This window comes from Paenibacillus sp. HW567 (genome assembly GCF_000374185.1).
Lineage (GTDB): Bacteria > Bacillota > Bacilli > Paenibacillales > Paenibacillaceae > Paenibacillus_AQ.
In genome coordinates this window covers 6,733,184-6,748,143 of the sequence record NZ_KB910518.1, presented here as the reverse complement: position 1 = coordinate 6,748,143, position 14,960 = coordinate 6,733,184, and the positions used below count along the sequence as shown (strand labels likewise).

The 14,960-nt window shown below is 51.3% G+C and carries 13 protein-coding genes; all 13 read right to left on the bottom strand.

Annotated elements, in window-relative coordinates:
* Positions 1–254: 254 nt before the first annotated feature.
* The 13 genes from argF to fliS all read right to left on the bottom strand — a co-directional run bounded on the left by argF (position 255) and on the right by fliS (position 14,938).
* Positions 255–1,223, bottom strand: a complete 969-nt coding sequence (argF, locus tag B212_RS0130075; RefSeq protein ID WP_019915080.1) for an ornithine carbamoyltransferase — start codon at positions 1,221–1,223, stop codon at positions 255–257.
* Positions 1,220–2,506, bottom strand: coding sequence for an aspartate aminotransferase family protein (locus tag B212_RS0130070; RefSeq protein ID WP_019915079.1), 1,287 nt, complete (start codon positions 2,504–2,506; stop codon positions 1,220–1,222). The genes argF and B212_RS0130070 overlap by 4 nt, the downstream gene beginning before the upstream one ends.
* Positions 2,507–2,561: 55 nt before the next feature.
* Complete coding sequence (argB, locus tag B212_RS0130065) at positions 2,562–3,383, bottom strand: acetylglutamate kinase (protein WP_019915078.1); 822 nt, start codon at positions 3,381–3,383, stop codon at positions 2,562–2,564.
* Positions 3,384–3,422: 39 nt separating this feature from the next.
* Entirely contained in the window at positions 3,423–4,655 is a 1,233-nt protein-coding gene (gene argJ, locus B212_RS0130060; protein ID WP_019915077.1) for a bifunctional ornithine acetyltransferase/N-acetylglutamate synthase, read from the bottom strand.
* Positions 4,656–4,676: 21 nt separating this feature from the next.
* Positions 4,677–5,732, bottom strand: coding sequence for an N-acetyl-gamma-glutamyl-phosphate reductase (gene argC / locus B212_RS0130055; RefSeq protein ID WP_019915076.1), 1,056 nt, complete (start codon positions 5,730–5,732; stop codon positions 4,677–4,679).
* 284 nt (positions 5,733–6,016) lie between these two features.
* On the bottom strand, positions 6,017–7,237 hold the full coding sequence (locus tag B212_RS0130050) for an IS110 family transposase (protein ID WP_019909933.1): 1,221 nt from the start codon (positions 7,235–7,237) through the stop codon (positions 6,017–6,019).
* Between the two features lie 267 nt (positions 7,238–7,504).
* Positions 7,505–8,398, bottom strand: coding sequence for a YitT family protein (locus B212_RS0130045; protein ID WP_019915073.1), 894 nt, complete (start codon positions 8,396–8,398; stop codon positions 7,505–7,507).
* A gap of 103 nt (positions 8,399–8,501) precedes the next feature.
* Positions 8,502–9,615, bottom strand: a protein-coding gene (prfB, locus tag B212_RS0130040; RefSeq protein WP_156830410.1) for a peptide chain release factor 2 whose coding sequence is annotated in 2 segments (ribosomal slippage) — positions 8,502–9,542 and positions 9,544–9,615 — 1,113 coding nt in all. Because the reading frame shifts where the segments join, the coding sequence is not laid out codon by codon here.
* A 525-nt stretch (positions 9,616–10,140) separates the two neighbouring features.
* A complete protein-coding gene (secA, locus tag B212_RS0130035) occupies positions 10,141–12,648 on the bottom strand; it encodes a preprotein translocase subunit SecA (protein ID WP_019915071.1) in 2,508 nt (835 codons plus the stop codon).
* 321 nt (positions 12,649–12,969) lie between these two features.
* The gene (gene hpf / locus B212_RS0130030) at positions 12,970–13,521 is read right to left on the bottom strand and encodes a ribosome hibernation-promoting factor, HPF/YfiA family (RefSeq protein WP_019915070.1); all 552 of its coding nucleotides are present in this window, start codon (positions 13,519–13,521) and stop codon (positions 12,970–12,972) included.
* Positions 13,522–13,798: 277 nt separating this feature from the next.
* A complete protein-coding gene (locus B212_RS0130025) occupies positions 13,799–13,996 on the bottom strand; it encodes a cold shock domain-containing protein (protein WP_019915069.1) in 198 nt (65 codons plus the stop codon).
* 221 nt (positions 13,997–14,217) lie between these two features.
* Positions 14,218–14,553, bottom strand: a complete 336-nt coding sequence (locus tag B212_RS0130020; protein WP_019915068.1) for a flagellar protein FliT — start codon at positions 14,551–14,553, stop codon at positions 14,218–14,220.
* Positions 14,546–14,938, bottom strand: coding sequence for a flagellar export chaperone FliS (gene fliS, locus B212_RS0130015; protein WP_019915067.1), 393 nt, complete (start codon positions 14,936–14,938; stop codon positions 14,546–14,548). Before fliS ends, B212_RS0130020 begins: the two co-directional genes overlap by 8 nt.
* Positions 14,939–14,960: the final 22 nt, after the last annotated feature.

The following is a 14,960-nucleotide window of genomic DNA, read 5'->3' as shown; positions in this document are numbered from 1 at the left end:
AAATGTTTGGACTTCCGGCCGCTGTTGTCTCCAGATGTTTCTGAATTATACCGCTAAGCGGATAACATCTGGAGACAAAGGCGGACGCTATCGCTCCTACAGTTCCAAACTTTCACTCCGCTGCTTCGCACCAGATTCTAACGCTTAATACTAAGTTCATCTTATATAGTTTTTTATATAATATTAGACCCATACAGGCTCGACGGCTCGATCCTGAATTCCTCTAAATCCTAAATTTCAAACGCGAATGCAGCTTAGCCCATCAACGCAGCCATCAGCGCCTTCTGCGCATGCAGGCGGTTCTCGGCCTGGTCGAAAATGACCGAGTTCGGACCGTCGATCACGCCGGTGCTGACCTCTTCTTCGCGGTGGGCAGGCAGGCAGTGCAGGAACAGATAGTCACTCTTCGCGCCTTTTACCAGTTCTTCGTTGACCTGATAGTCCTTAAAAGCAGCCTCACGCGCCTTCTGCTCGGCCTCGAAGCCCATGCTCGCCCAGACGTCCGTGTAGATCACATCGGCATCCTGTACAGCTTCCTGCGGGCTGCGGGTGATCACGATTACCGCTCCGGTCTCCTTGGCAATCTCGCGCGCCTCCGCCACTACAGCCGCATCCGGCTCGTAGCCCTCAGGTCCGGCAACCGAGACATTCACACCCAGCTTGGCTCCGCCGATCAGCAGGGAATGCGCCATGTTGTTGCCGTCCCCGATATAGGCCAGCTTCAGGCCCTTCAGCTTGCCCTTGTGCTCGTATACCGTCTGGTAATCGGCCAGCACCTGGCACGGGTGCGCCAGATCGCTCAGCCCGTTGATCACGGGAACGGAAGCATAACGGGCCAAATCCTCTACTTTATCATGGCCGAAGGTACGGATCATAATGCCGTCCAGATAACGCGACATCACCTGCGCTGTATCGCCAACCGTTTCGCCGCGTCCGAGCTGGATGTCATTTTTGCTCAGGAAAAGCGCATGGCCGCCAAGCTGATACATGCCCACTTCGAACGATACGCGCGTGCGGGTCGAGGATTTCTCAAAGATCAGTCCAATGGTCTTGCCCTTCAGGGGCTGGTAGACCTCACCGCTCTTCTGCTTGCGCTTCAGCTCAATGGCCAAATCAATCAAATACGTGATTTCCTCCGGGCTGTAGTCGTTCAGCTCCAGCAAATCACGGCCTTTAAGCTGCTGTGCTAGTTTCCCGGTATCCTGTTGTACTCCCTGGCTCATGAACCTGCCTCCCACTTTCCATTGTTAGCATAAGTATGAATGAGTTCCGAAAGGATGTCCACCGCCTGGTGGATCTCCTCGACGCTTACATAAAAGTTAGGCAGCAGCCGAATCACATTCGGTCCGGCCTGTACGAACAGCAGTCCGCGCTGCTGTCCAGCCAGCACAATGTCCCCTACCGGCGCTGCGCATTCGATGCCGATGAGCAGGCCTTTGCCGCGGATTTCCTTCACAAACGGCGTATCCGCCAGCTTGTCGCCCAGCAGCCCCTTGAGGTACTCGCCCATGTCGGCGGCACGCTGCGCCAGATTATCCTCCAGCATCGTTTCAATCGTCGCTTCCATCACCGCCGCTGCCAGCGGCGTTCCGCCAAAGGTGCTTGCATGCGCACCCGGGCTGAACGCTTCGCGCAGATAGCCCTTGCCCAGCATCACGCCTGCAGGGAATCCGCTGGCCACGCCCTTAGCCAAGGTGAAAATATCGGGCTCAATGCCGTAGTGCTGATGCGCGAACAGCTTGCCCGTGCGCCCCATACCGGTCTGAACCTCATCCACGATCAATAGCAGACCGTGCTCCTTGCACAGCGCTACAACAGCGTCGAGGAACTCCTGCTGCACCTCCAGCACGCCGCCTTCAGCCAGAACCATCTCCAGCATGATTGCTGCGGTATTCTCGGAAATTGCGGCCTTCAGCGCCGGAAGATCATGCAGCGGCACGGTCTTGAAGCCTGCCGGGAGCGGCAGGAAGCCTTCTTTTACCTTTTGCTGCCCGGTAGCTGTCAGTGTCGCAATGGTCCGTCCATGAAAGGACTGCTCGAACGTGATCACTTCATAACGTCCCGTCCCCTTCACCTTCTGGTGGTAACGGCGCGCCAGCTTAATGGCCGCTTCATTCGCTTCGGCCCCGCTGTTGCAAAAGAATACCTGATCCGCACAACTGTTAGCTGTAAGCAGCGCCGCTACCCGGTCCTGCCCCGGAATGTGGAACAGGTTCGAGACATGCCACAGGGTATCAATCTGTTCCTTCAGCTTCGCGCCAACCTTCTCGGGAGCGTGTCCCAGACTGGTTACGGCGAGGCCGCACATGAAATCAAGATACTTGTTACCCTGATCGTCCCATACCCAGCTACCCTTGCCCTTGACGAGACTGATGTCATATCTCGCGTAGGACGGGAATACCGCACTCAGCTTGGCAGGAGCAGCCTCCTGAACCTCCTTTTCCACTGAACGGTCCTGCGGCTCCCCTGTCAAAGAATCTTTGTCCGCTTGCGTAAGCTCACTCATTCTTAGTCACTCTCCCACCATGCTGCTTCCGGTATTCCCGTCAGCGCTTGTTATTTTATAATGAACGAATAATCCGTGTTCCCAGCTCTTCACCCTGCAGCACCCGGCTGAGCACCTGCGGCTCCTTGCCGTCAACAATGACCACTTCCGACACGCTGCCCTGAATGCAGTCCATCGCGGCGCGTACTTTTGGAATCATTCCGCCATAGATCTCGCCGCTCTCGATTAATTCCTCAATCTGCGTTACCGTTACTGATGGAAGCACTTTTTTGCGGCCATCTATCGTGCGCATAATACCCGGCACATCCGTCACGACAATCATTGAGGGCGACTCAATAAAAGAAGCCACCGCTCCCGCCGCCGTATCTGCGTTAATGTTATAGCGCTGACCCGCAGCATCTACGCCAATCGGCGCAATTACGGGGATATAGCCCATCGCCAGCACACCTTTTACAATCTCCGCATTGACCTCCGTCACTTCGCCAACCAGTCCTACCTCGCCGCTGTTCGCGACCAGCCGGGCGGTAATCAGCCGTCCATCCACACCGGATAAGCCGAGCGCCTGTCCGCCGCTGCCCTGAATCCTTCGGACAATCGCCTTGTTGATGCTTCCCGCCAGCGTCATCTCTACGACGTCCAGCACTTCCTCGGTCGTCACCCGCAGGCCGTTCACGAAGCTGCTCTCGATACCCAGCCGCTCCAGATTGCCGGAGATCGCAGGTCCGCCCCCATGAACAATAACGGGCTGAACGCCGCTTAGCTGTAGCTCCCGTAAGTCCTCAAAAAACGAATCGGGAAGCGCAGCCAGCGTACTGCCGCCGCATTTCATCACGAACAAGCCGCCCGCCCTGCGATTCTCTGTAGTTATCAAAGTCATAGTATCAGTATCCTTCCCTGGCTTTATACAAGCCGCAAATCAGGTACGGTAGGCGGCATTAATGCGCACGTAATCATAAGTCAGGTCGCAGCCCCAGGCTGTTGCCTTGCCGTCACCGTCAGCCAGAGTTACCGTAATCAGCACGGTATCGCTTTTTTGCAAATAATGCAGAGCCTTCTCTTCATCAAAAGCCACCGGCCGCGACTGCCTCAGCACCGCAATCTCACCAAGCGAAATATCCACCCGCTCCGGCGATACCGGCACACCGGCGCGTCCTACAGCAGCTATCACTCTGCCCCAGTTGGCGTCCGCACCGAAAATCGCCGATTTCACGAGACTGGAACCGACCACCGTCTTGGCAATCGCCCCTGCCGCCTCGTCGTGCACCGCACCGCTTATCTGTACTTCAATCAGCTTGGTCGCACCTTCACCGTCCCGGGCAATCGCCATCGCGAGACTCCTGCAGACATGCGTAAACGCCGCTGCAAAAGCCTCCCAGTCCGCATGCAGACGCGTCAGCTTCTCATTTCCCGCAAGCCCGCTTGCCATTGTGACCAGCATATCATTCGTGCTTGTATCTCCATCTACCGTAATCATATTAAAAGTCGTATTGGTCGCTGTACGCAGCAGACTGAGCAAATCCTCTCCGTCAATCACAGCGTCCGTGGTCATGAAGCCTAGCATTGTCGCCATATTGGGATGGATCATTCCTGACCCTTTGGCTGCTCCGGCAATCGTAACCTCCACTCCGCCGACCGTTACTGTAACACAGCATTCTTTTTTAACTAAATCCGTTGTAAGTATCGCCTGGCTGAACTCCTCCGCCCCTGCGGCTCCCCCATCCAGCTTCTCCGGCAGTCCGGCAATACCGCTGCGCACACGGTCCATCTTCAGCAGCTCACCAATCACGCCTGTGGAAGCAACCGCAACATCCTGCTCACTTACGCCCAAATAGCGGGCAGCGGCAGCGCGCATCTCGTAAGCATCCGCTTCACCCTGCTCGCCCGTACAGGCGTTGGCGTTCCCGCTGTTCACAATAACCGCCTGCAGCGTGCCGTCGACCAGACTCTCCCGCGTCACCTTCAGCGGCGCTGCCTGGAATACATTCGTTGTATACACCGCCGCCGCCGTTGCCGGCACCTCGCAGAGGATCGCTGCAAGGTCGTTGCGTTCCGTTTTTTTGAGGCCGCAGTGCAGCCCTCCAGCCTTGAACCCTTTAGGGGCAGTAATACTTCCGCCGTCCACGACGGTAAAAACCTGCTTCTGAGTCATTGTATTGTTGACCGCTGAACCTTACGGATACACAGGCGTGTAGCCAAGGCCACGGGTTTCCTCCCATCCCATCATCAAATTCAGGTTCTGAATCGCTTGACCTGCCGCGCCTTTAACAATATTGTCAATGACGGATACAATGGTCACCCGACCTGTACGGGCATCTGTAGCAAAGCCGATATCGCAATAATTGGAGCCGCTGACCTCTTTGGTCGCCGGAAGCACTCCCGCATCACGAACCCGCACATACGGCCGTCCTGCATAATACTTACGGTATAATTCCACCAAATCCTGCTCGCTGTATTTACCGTTCATCCCGGCATACATCGTGCTCATAATCCCCCGGGTCATTGGCACCAGATGTGTGGTGAATGTAACCATAACCTTCTCTCCCGCAATCTCCGTAAGCGTCTGTTCAATTTCCGGGATGTGCTGATGCTTATTAACCTTGTAGGCTTTGAAATTCTCATTAATCTCGGAGTAATGGACCATCAGACTCGTCCCCCGGCCTGCCCCGGACACCCCTGATTTCGCGTCAATAATGATACTGTCGTGCTTGATCCAACCAGCCTGCAATGCCGGAATCAAGCCAAGTAAGCTAGCCGTCGAATAGCAGCCCGGATTAGAGATGAAATCCACGCCAGCCGCGCGTTCTCCGAACACCTCGCATAATCCGTATACAGCCTGTTGCAGATACGCCTCGGGCGCAGCCGGATGTTTATACCACTGCTCATACTCCGCGCTGTCCTTCAGCCGGAAGTCACCGGACAAATCAACGACCTTCAGCCCTGCCTCCAGCAGTTGCGGCACCAGCTTCGCGCTTACCCCGGACGGCGTTGCCGTGAAGACCACATCCGCCCTGCCGGCAATCTCCGCTGCATCCACTCCATCCAGATTGCGCTGCACAATGCCTGTTAAATGCGGAAACCCCTCCTCAATAGGCGCGCCTGCGCTTGAAGAGGAGATCACTGAAGTAATCTCTATATCAGGGTGGCTCTGCAAAAGCCTAATCAGCTCCACGCCCCCATAACCCGTTGATCCAACAATTGCTGCTCTCAGCTTGCCTGTCACTGTCATCCCCGCTTCCTGCTTATCATGGATAAAATGAATACCGTCCTTAGAAATATGTATTATTATACGACCGAATTAATATAAATACAACACGTAACGTTAAGTTTATTGGGACAAGTGGAAACGGCTACGCCGTCCTTATAAGGACGGTATCCGTTTCAGCGAGAAATAGAAGGATAATTTATAGAGTAAAACATATAAATTCTGCCCTGAAAATAAAGTTGCTCTAAGGAACCAAAAGTGCGCATACCAAAACAAACCCCATGTTTTTATTTTTTTGAAATTGGCCGTTAGGCCGATTGTTCACTCAGGTTTACTTGATACCCGAGCGATTCCAAGCGTTTTATGGATCGGTTCATTACCATCTCGCGGTTTCGTTGGTCGAAGTAGTCAAACCCTAATTCTTTATATGCTTGTCTTCGCGTTAACAAGACATAGACTATCGCTAAAATGCTGTGCCCGACGGCTACGGCTGCTCTGTTTTTCCCTCGCCTGCCTGCGATCCGGTGATATTGGGCCGACAGGTAGGTGTTCTTTTTTCGTCCTGCCGCTCGCGCCGATTCCACCAGTGCACTTCGCAGCTTTTTATTCCCTTTTCGTGTCCTTGCTGATCGTTTTTTCCCCGCGCTTTCATTGTGACCTGGAGTCATACCTGCCCAAGAGCATAAATGCCCTGCGCTCGGAAACCGTGTCATGTCGGTCCCAATTTCCGCCAGAATTTGTTCGGCGGTTCGTTTACCGACACCGGGAATGGTATCCACTAACTTCAGGTCCTCTGCAAAAGGGGCCATTCGGCGCTCAATCTCTTCATCCAGTTCAGTGATCAACCCATTCAACTGGTCAATATGTCCTAATTGTTTCTCCAGCATGAGCAACTGATGAGGACCTAGGCTTCCCTCTAGTGCCAGCTTTAATTGTTCTTTCTTGGCTTTCAGCTTCTTTTGCGCAAAGTCCGCTAGAATCGAAGGATCCGTTTCGCCCTGAATCATCGCTTCCAACATGTTTCGTCCTGACACTCCAAGCACATTGGATGCCACGGACGAGAGCTTGATATTGCCTCCTTCCAGCACCTTTTGCAATCGGTTCACTTCCCGGCTTCGCTCTTCGATGATACTTCGCCGATACCGGATCACTTCCCGAAGTTCCCGCTGCTCCCGATTCGGAATATAGCTCCCTTGCACCAGCCCATGCCGGAGTAATTTCGCAATCCATTCCGCATCTTTCACATCTGTTTTGCGTCCGGGCACGGCTTTGATATGCTGCGCATTCACGACAACCGGCTTGACGTCTTCCAGTTCAAGCAGGTTATAAATCGGTTTCCAGTAATCTCCGGTGCTCTCCATCGCGACATGGGTGCACCGCTCGCTTTTAATCCAATCCACTAAATCGACTAGCCGGCGAGTCAGCGTTTCAAAGCTTCGAATCTCCTTTCCTTTCGGGGTGATGATACAGGCTGTGATACTCTTCTTGTGTACATCTAATCCACAACAACGTTCAATGAGGATCTCCATCTTTTCTGTCTCCTGCCTGCTGGCGCTTATTAAGGCTGGTGCAAAGACCAATGCTAAGGTTATTCTGCCCTGCGTGCTTCCCCGGAGGGAGCAACAATCTGTGATGCACCGGGTCGTTGGGGTCCGTCTTATATTCGGGTTCGTAACACCAAGAAGTTCCGACCTACCTTCGCCAGCCCAGTAACCAGTATAGACAATATTTTCATTCCTCAGTGATGCCGCGCAGCGGCATGGGTGTCTTATATTTTAAAAAAAGAGCGCAGCCCCCTAAGGAGACTGCACCTCTCTTTTGAACCCTTCGCCCAGTACTTCATGTGCCTCGGTTATAATAACGAACGCCCCCGGATCTACGGAACGAACGATAGCTTTTAGCCGGGTAATCTCATTTTGACCCACAACCACCATAAGTACGGTGCGATTGTCGCCAGTGTATCCGCCTTGCGCGTTCAGCTTGGTCAGCCCACGATCCAGATCAGTGAGAATCGCTTGTGCAATGTCATCCGTCTGGTCGGAAATGATATACGCTACCTTAGTAATGCTGAAACCAACCTCCAGCGCATTGATCACCCGGCCCGTCACGAACAGACCGATCAGCGCATACATGGCCTGTTCCATCCCCAGCACAAAAGCAGCCAGCGTAATCACCGTACCATCCAGCAGCACAACAGAGAGCGAGAAGCTGAAGCCGGTGAATTTCTGGATAATCTGCGCCGCAATCGTCAGCCCCCCTGTCGATCCCCGCCCACGGAATACCAGTCCAAGTCCCAGCCCTACGCCAATCCCGCCATAAATGGAAGCAAGCAGGGGATTCGTAGTCGGCACCGGTCCATCCTTCGTCAAAAAGATAAACAACGGCAGCACAAAGCTCCCCAGCAGCGAGCGGAGTCCATACTGTTTGCCAAGGAATATAACTCCAAGGAAGAACAGCGGAATATTCAGCGCCCACTGTGTGAACGCCGGTTCAGCCCCCAGCCAGGCCTCCGCGAGTACCGATAAGCCAGATACCCCTCCAGATGCAATCCGGTTGGGCAAGAAAAACAGATTGAACGCCAGCCCCGTAATCAGTGAGCCAACGAGAATCAGTACAATATCTACCGTATGGCGCACCGGCCCGTTCAGCGGAATCAGTGGCGGTTTGTTGCGTGAATTGATTTTTTGCATGTGATTCTCCTTATTCTATACTTCGTCTACATAAATATACTTTAAGTTACACTCAAAAAAATCCCTACACCTCCGAAGACGCGTAGGAATTATCAGTATACCCTTATTCAGCTTCTGTCTTAATCTGGCTGCGCAAATAACCGTCAATAAAACCATCCAGATCGCCGTCCATGACAGCTCCCACATTCCCTGTTTCCACGGAAGTACGGTGATCCTTTACCATACTATAGGGATGGAATACATAGGAGCGGATCTGGCTGCCCCACGCAATATCCGATTGCTCGCCGCGAATCTCATCGAGATGCTGCTGCTGCTCCTGCAGCTTGCGCTCATACAGCTTGGAACGCAGCATCTTCATCGCTTGTTCCCGGTTCTTGATCTGAGACCGCTCGTTCTGGCAGGTCACCACGACGCCTGTCGGCAAGTGAGTGATACGCACCGCAGAGTCTGTCGTATTGATATGCTGACCGCCTGCGCCGCTGGCCCGGTACGTGTCAATCTTTAGATCCTCTGTACGGATATCCACTTCTACGTCATCCGCAATTTCCGGTACGACATCGCAAGATACGAAGGAAGTATGCCGTCTGCCCGAGGCGTCGAACGGAGAAATGCGCACCAGCCGGTGTACCCCTTTTTCGGCTTTCAGATAGCCGTATACATTATACCCCTTGATCAGCAAAGTAACGCTTTTAATGCCCGCTTCATCACCCGGCAAATAATCCAGCACCTCAACCTTGAAGCCGCGCTTCTCGGCCCAGCGTGTGTACATGCGCAGCAGCATTTGACCCCAGTCCTGGGACTCCGTTCCACCAGCACCCGGATGCAGCTCCAGAATAGCATTCAACTTGTCATAAGGTTGGTTAAGCAACAGTTGGAGTTCGAAATCATCGACCTTGCCAGCTACGCTGCGGATCGTCCCGGCAACCTCTGCTGCAAGATCTGCGTCGCCCTCTTCATCCGCCAGCTCCGCCATCATCGCCGCATCATCATATTCCTGCTGCAGCTTCTCGTACTGATCCACACTGGATTTCACTGCATTCATCTCGGCAATTACGCCTTGAGCCTTATCGGGATCATCCCAGAAACCCGGTGCAGCCATCTTTTCCTCGAAGTTGGCGATCATCTCTTGCTTAAGATCTAAGTCAAAGAGACCCCCTAAGGTCTGTTAGTTTCTTGCCTATTTCACGCAGGTCCTGCTTCACATTAGCGTCAATCATTGTGGTCACTTCACCTTTCAAAATAAAATATTGCGGCCGGGCCGGCGGTTTGGACATTGGTAGCTTTGGTTGTTACTGCCGCTATCAAGAGCAAGTTCTTTCAAACAGTCTGATTCGGTGTGAGCCGTAACTGCGGGGAATGTTTGGACTTACGGCCGCTGTTGTATTCAGATGTTTTTTGATTGTACCGCATAGCGGATAACATCTGAATACAAAGGCGGACGCTCCGCTCCTCCAGTTCCAAACTTCCCCTCCGTTACTTCCACCTGAATCCAGGTTTCAAGAACTTCGCCTTCCGCTTCGCTTAGGAATCAACATAACTCCCAAAACCCAAAAAAGCGGCCGGGCCGCAAACGGGGAGTCCCCCGGGCCCAGCCGCTTTTTATTGTCATTATAACCCTTGAACAGTTGAACAAGACATAAGTACAGTGCTGTAAACAGCTTTTGCAGTTTAATGTCTGCTCACTCGTTTACGGCGGAAATAAAGCCAAGGGTCAAAGGCCAAAAGATAAAGGCCCGCTGGCCTTAGGCGTTCTGGCCGTGGCAGTTCTTGTACTTCTTGCCGCTGCCGCAAGGGCAAGGGTCGTTACGGCCAATAGTCGCTTCGACGTGTACCGGACGTTTCTCGGCAGGCTCACCGTTTGTGGAGATTTTGTCTTCTTCCACTACGGATTGCCGCTCCTGATTGGTCTCAATATGAGCCTTCATAATATAGGTCGCGACTTCTTCCTGAATGGTAGCAGTCATCTCATTGAACATTTCAAAGCCTTCAAATTGATATTCACGAAGCGGGTCGGTACCGCCGTATGCGCGCAGGTGAATCCCTTGGCGGAGCTGATCCATCGCGTCAATATGATCCATCCATTTGCTGTCTACGGAGCGAAGCACAATAACCTTTTCGAATTCCCGCACCAGCTCTGAGCCAAGGCGTTCTTCACGGGCTGCATATTTCTCCAGCACACGGTCAAAGATGAATTCGATGATCTCTTCAACTTCCTTGCCCCACAGATCATCGCGGGTCAACTGGCCTTCCTCCAAAAGCTTGCTGTTCACATAATCAGCAACCTCTTGCAGCTCCCAGTTTTCGGGAATGTCATCACTGCAGTGGGCATGAACGATACGGTCAATAACCGGCTTAATCATTTCAACTACAATGTCTTTGATATTGTCAGACTCCAGAATCTCGCGGCGCTGTTTGTAGATAATCTCACGCTGCTGATTCATCACGTCATCATATTGCAATACAACCTTACGGATATCGAAGTTGTTGCCTTCGACGCGTTTTTGGGCTGATTCAACCGCACGGGTAATCATCCGGCTCTCAATAGGCTGATCCTCTTCAAAACCAAGACGGTCCATCATGTTCAGCACGTTGTCCGCACCAAAACGCTTCATCAGCTCATCGCCGAGCGACAGATAGAACTGAGTAGAACCCGGGTCACCTTGACGTCCCGCGCGTCCGCGCAACTGGTTATCAATCCGACGCGATTCATGACGTTCTGTACCAATGATATGCAGACCGCCGAGATCCGTCACACCTTCACCTAGCACAATATCCGTACCGCGGCCAGCCATATTCGTTGCAATGGTTACTGTGCCCGGTTGACCGGCATGGGTGATAATCTCCGCTTCTGCCGCATGGTGCTTGGCATTCAGCACCTGATGTTTGACACCTTTGCGTTTCAGCATCTCGGATACACGTTCAGAATTCTCAATAGATACGGTACCTACCAGGACAGGTTGGTTCTTTTTGTGGCGTTCCACAATTTCCGCTACAACCGCGTTGAACTTGCCGTTTTCGCTTTTGTACACAACGTCCGGCATATCCTCACGCTGGTTAGGCTTATTGGTTGGCACCTGCAGTACTTCCAAGCCATAAATTTTCTTGAACTCTTCTTCTTCCGTCTTCGCAGTACCGGTCATACCACCCAGCTTACGGTACATACGGAAGTAGTTCTGGAATGTGATTGTAGCAAGCGTCATGCTTTCATTCTGCACCTGAATTTCTTCCTTAGCTTCAATAGCCTGGTGCAAACCGTCACTGTAACGGCGTCCAGCCATCAGACGGCCTGTGAATTCATCGACGATCACAACCTCGTCCTCATTCACTACATAGTCTACGTCACGGCGCATAATTACATTAGCCTTGAGCGCTTGTACAATATGATGGTTCAGGGTTACATGACTGTGATCATACAGGTTCTCAATTCCAAAAGCGCGTTCAGCCGTAGCCACACCCTTTTCGGTCAGAGCAACGGATTTCACTTTTATATCAACCGTGTAATCCTCTTCAGCAGTCAGCTTCTTCACGAAGCGGTCTGCCGCATAGTACATCTCTGTCGATTTTTCTGCTTGTCCGGAAATAATAAGAGGAGTCCGTGCTTCATCAATCAGAATGGAGTCCACTTCATCAATTATACAAAAATAGAGCGGACGCTGTACCATCTGCTCCTTGTAGAGCACCATGTTGTCGCGCAGATAGTCAAAACCAAATTCATTGTTCGTGCCATACGTAATATCGCAGGCATAAGCTTCTTGTTTATCAGCATGGTCCATGCCGCTCAGGTTCACCCCAACCGTCATGCCCAGAAAGTTATAGATTTGTCCCATTTGTGCACTGTCGCGCTGAGCCAGATAGTCATTGACCGTTACGACATGCACGCCTTTGCTAAGGAGTGCGTTCAGATAGACCGGCAGTGTACCTACCAGTGTCTTCCCTTCACCTGTCTTCATCTCGGAGATCCGGCCTTCATGCAGCGCCATGCCTCCAACCAATTGAACGTCAAAATGCCGCATGCCCAGCGTCCGTTTGGAAGCTTCGCGTACGGTAGCAAATGCCTCAGGAAGAATCTCTTCCAGGGTCTCGCCTTTCTCAATACGGGCACGGAACTCTTCGGTCTTAGCCTTCAGCGCTTCATCCGAAAGCGACACGAAATCCGGCTCCAATCCATTAATTACTTCGACCGTCTTCATGAGACGTTTGACGTCCCGTTCGTTGGTATCTCCGAATATTTTTTTTACAAGTCCTAGCATGGTTAACCCCTTTCATGCAACACAGATGGTGGAATCGAGCCCATCCTCACTATTTATTGAAAGGGCCATATATGATTTCGATTCCGCTGCTTCATAAATTGTAACAGTTTGTAAGAGAAGCCGCAACACAAGCACCAGTAACCTTATTTTCCAAATTGCCGTTTGAAAAGGATACAACGACGTTTGTTTCATTATTTGCACATTACTTACACAATTATATACGTACAAGAGCCCTATTCGCATCAAGCGAATAGGGGCTCGGTTAATTTTCTACGTCAATCTGACGCAAATTGTCCTCACATGTCTAGCCTGTTACCAGACCTAGTCTTGTTCGATCAGACCATATTTGCCGTCATTGCGTTTGTAAACAACGCTTACTTCAGAAGTATCAATGTTGGAGAACACGAAGAAACTGTGTCCAACCATGTTCATTTGCAGGATCGCTTCTTCCACATCCATAGGCTTCAAGGTGAAGCGCTTGTTCCGCACAACCTCCAAATCATCGTAATCCTGTTCCTCCACAGCAACGCTGCTAGGCACTCCTTCCACAAAGAGCGTCTTCAGACTTCCTTCCTGGCGGAACTTACGATTCAGTTTGGTCTTGTGTTTACGAATCTGGCGTTCCAGCTTGTCCACTACAGCATCAATGGATGCATACATATCATCACTGCGGTCTTCCGCACGAAGCGTCACACCAGCCAGCGGGATTGTAACTTCCACCGTATGAAGGCCGCGAACAACGCCAAGCGTCACATATCCTTCTGAGGTAGGGGGTGCATCGAAATACTTCTCAAGTCTGCTGAGCTTCTTATCAACATAATCTCTCAAAGCGTCGGTCACTTCAATTTGTTGACCTCGAATGCTGAATTGCATGGGCACTCCTCCTTTGTTTACACGTTCATTATACCAAATTGTCAGGGCCAAGTAAAAAACAAATCATGACAGCCTTTACATTTAGCTAACAAAAGGTGTTACCCCTGTCCACAAAGTATACATAATGGCCTGACAAAAGCAGCTTGCCTCCTCTAACCGGACCTTCACCAATACCCACACAACAAAAAAAGGACCTTGGGAAGATCCCAAAGTCCGCGCTAGCGTTGTCTCAATTGCTAACCATCTACCATATATGTAGGTCGGCTGCGCCGGATGATTATAATTTGATGACGTTAGCTGCTTGTGGTCCGCGTGCGCCTTCAACGATATCGAACTCTACGGATTGGCCTTCATCCAAAGTCTTGAAACCGTCAGTTTGAATCGCGGAGAAGTGTACGAATACATCGCCACCATCGGCAGTTTCAATGAAACCATAACCTTTTTCTGCGTTAAACCATTTTACTTTACCTTCCATTGACTAAACATTCCCTTCGTCATCAGATGAACGTGAGTCCTGCTCACAATTCGACTATACCACCGCTGCTTCTCTATTGTCAATTGGAATAGTAAATGTTTTCTTTCAATTTTTTACCATCCATAATTTATGATAAATTGCAACTGGCGATATCCGAATTAAAAAAGGAGCAGACGGTAATTAATACCCCGCAGCTCCTGAGATGAAACAATTGGAAATTATTATTTTCGGCGGTCCATGAGGATGCTGTCCGGTGAATAACCTGCTTCGTATGCATTACGCTGTACCTTGGCTTGACCACGCTTCTGCAACCAGCCTTGGGCCTCAAGCCGCAGCTCATTCATCCGGTCAAGCAGCGCATTGTCATTCTCCAGGATTCGATTAATTTCCCGTTTTTGTGCAGGGGTCGACGGACTAAAAGCGACTTTTTCTGCAATGGCATCGACAAGTTTCTGCCGTTCCTCTACAAAGGCTTCAAGCTCTTCATAGTTAGCTTCCTTGAGCTTACGCATCATCCCCAGGGTGAGCTGATCCAGATTGAGAATAAGTTCATCCATTCGCAATCTCAGTCTGGCTCGCCGCAAGCTTAGAGGCTTGGAGCCAGGTTTCCCGGAGTTCTGTAAGGTAGCCTACGGCCTCTTCCGCTTTATCTACACTTTTACGGATATTAGCTTCAACCAGCAAGAAATTCATATACTCATATAATGAATATAGACCTTTGGAAATTTCATAGGATTGATCTAGTGTGCTCATTAGCTCGCTCACAATCGTCTGAGCTTTACCCAAATTAAGGTTTGTTTTCTCGTAATCCTGTTTATTTAATCCATCTATTCCTGCCCGGGCAAAACGAATTGCTCCATCATATAACATGATAAGCAACTGGGCCGGTGTTGAAGTCTGGACAGAAGACTGTCGGTATTTCTCGTAAGGAGATGTAAGCAATAATCTCACCCTCTAGTTTGAA

What these genes read in the sequence shown, in the direction of transcription:
- hpf (WP_019915070.1), bottom strand. Translation starts at nt 13,521, where the DNA reads ATGCAATTCAGCATTCGAGGTCAACAAATTGAAGTGACCGACGCTTTG.
- B212_RS0130050 (WP_019909933.1), bottom strand. Translation starts at nt 7,237, where the DNA reads ATGGAGATCCTCATTGAACGTTGTTGTGGATTAGATGTACACAAGAAG.
- B212_RS0130045 (WP_019915073.1), bottom strand. Translation starts at nt 8,398, where the DNA reads ATGCAAAAAATCAATTCACGCAACAAACCGCCACTGATTCCGCTGAAC.
- B212_RS0130070 (WP_019915079.1), bottom strand. Translation starts at nt 2,506, where the DNA reads ATGAGTGAGCTTACGCAAGCGGACAAAGATTCTTTGACAGGGGAGCCG.
- argB (WP_019915078.1), bottom strand. Translation starts at nt 3,383, where the DNA reads ATGACTTTGATAACTACAGAGAATCGCAGGGCGGGCGGCTTGTTCGTG.
- argJ (WP_019915077.1), bottom strand. Translation starts at nt 4,655, where the DNA reads ATGACTCAGAAGCAGGTTTTTACCGTCGTGGACGGCGGAAGTATTACT.
- B212_RS0130020 (WP_019915068.1), bottom strand. Translation starts at nt 14,553, where the DNA reads ATGGATGAACTTATTCTCAATCTGGATCAGCTCACCCTGGGGATGATG.
- B212_RS0130025 (WP_019915069.1), bottom strand. Translation starts at nt 13,996, where the DNA reads ATGGAAGGTAAAGTAAAATGGTTTAACGCAGAAAAAGGTTATGGTTTC.
- argF (WP_019915080.1), bottom strand. Translation starts at nt 1,223, where the DNA reads ATGAGCCAGGGAGTACAACAGGATACCGGGAAACTAGCACAGCAGCTT.
- argC (WP_019915076.1), bottom strand. Translation starts at nt 5,732, where the DNA reads ATGACAGTGACAGGCAAGCTGAGAGCAGCAATTGTTGGATCAACGGGT.
- secA (WP_019915071.1), bottom strand. Translation starts at nt 12,648, where the DNA reads ATGCTAGGACTTGTAAAAAAAATATTCGGAGATACCAACGAACGGGAC.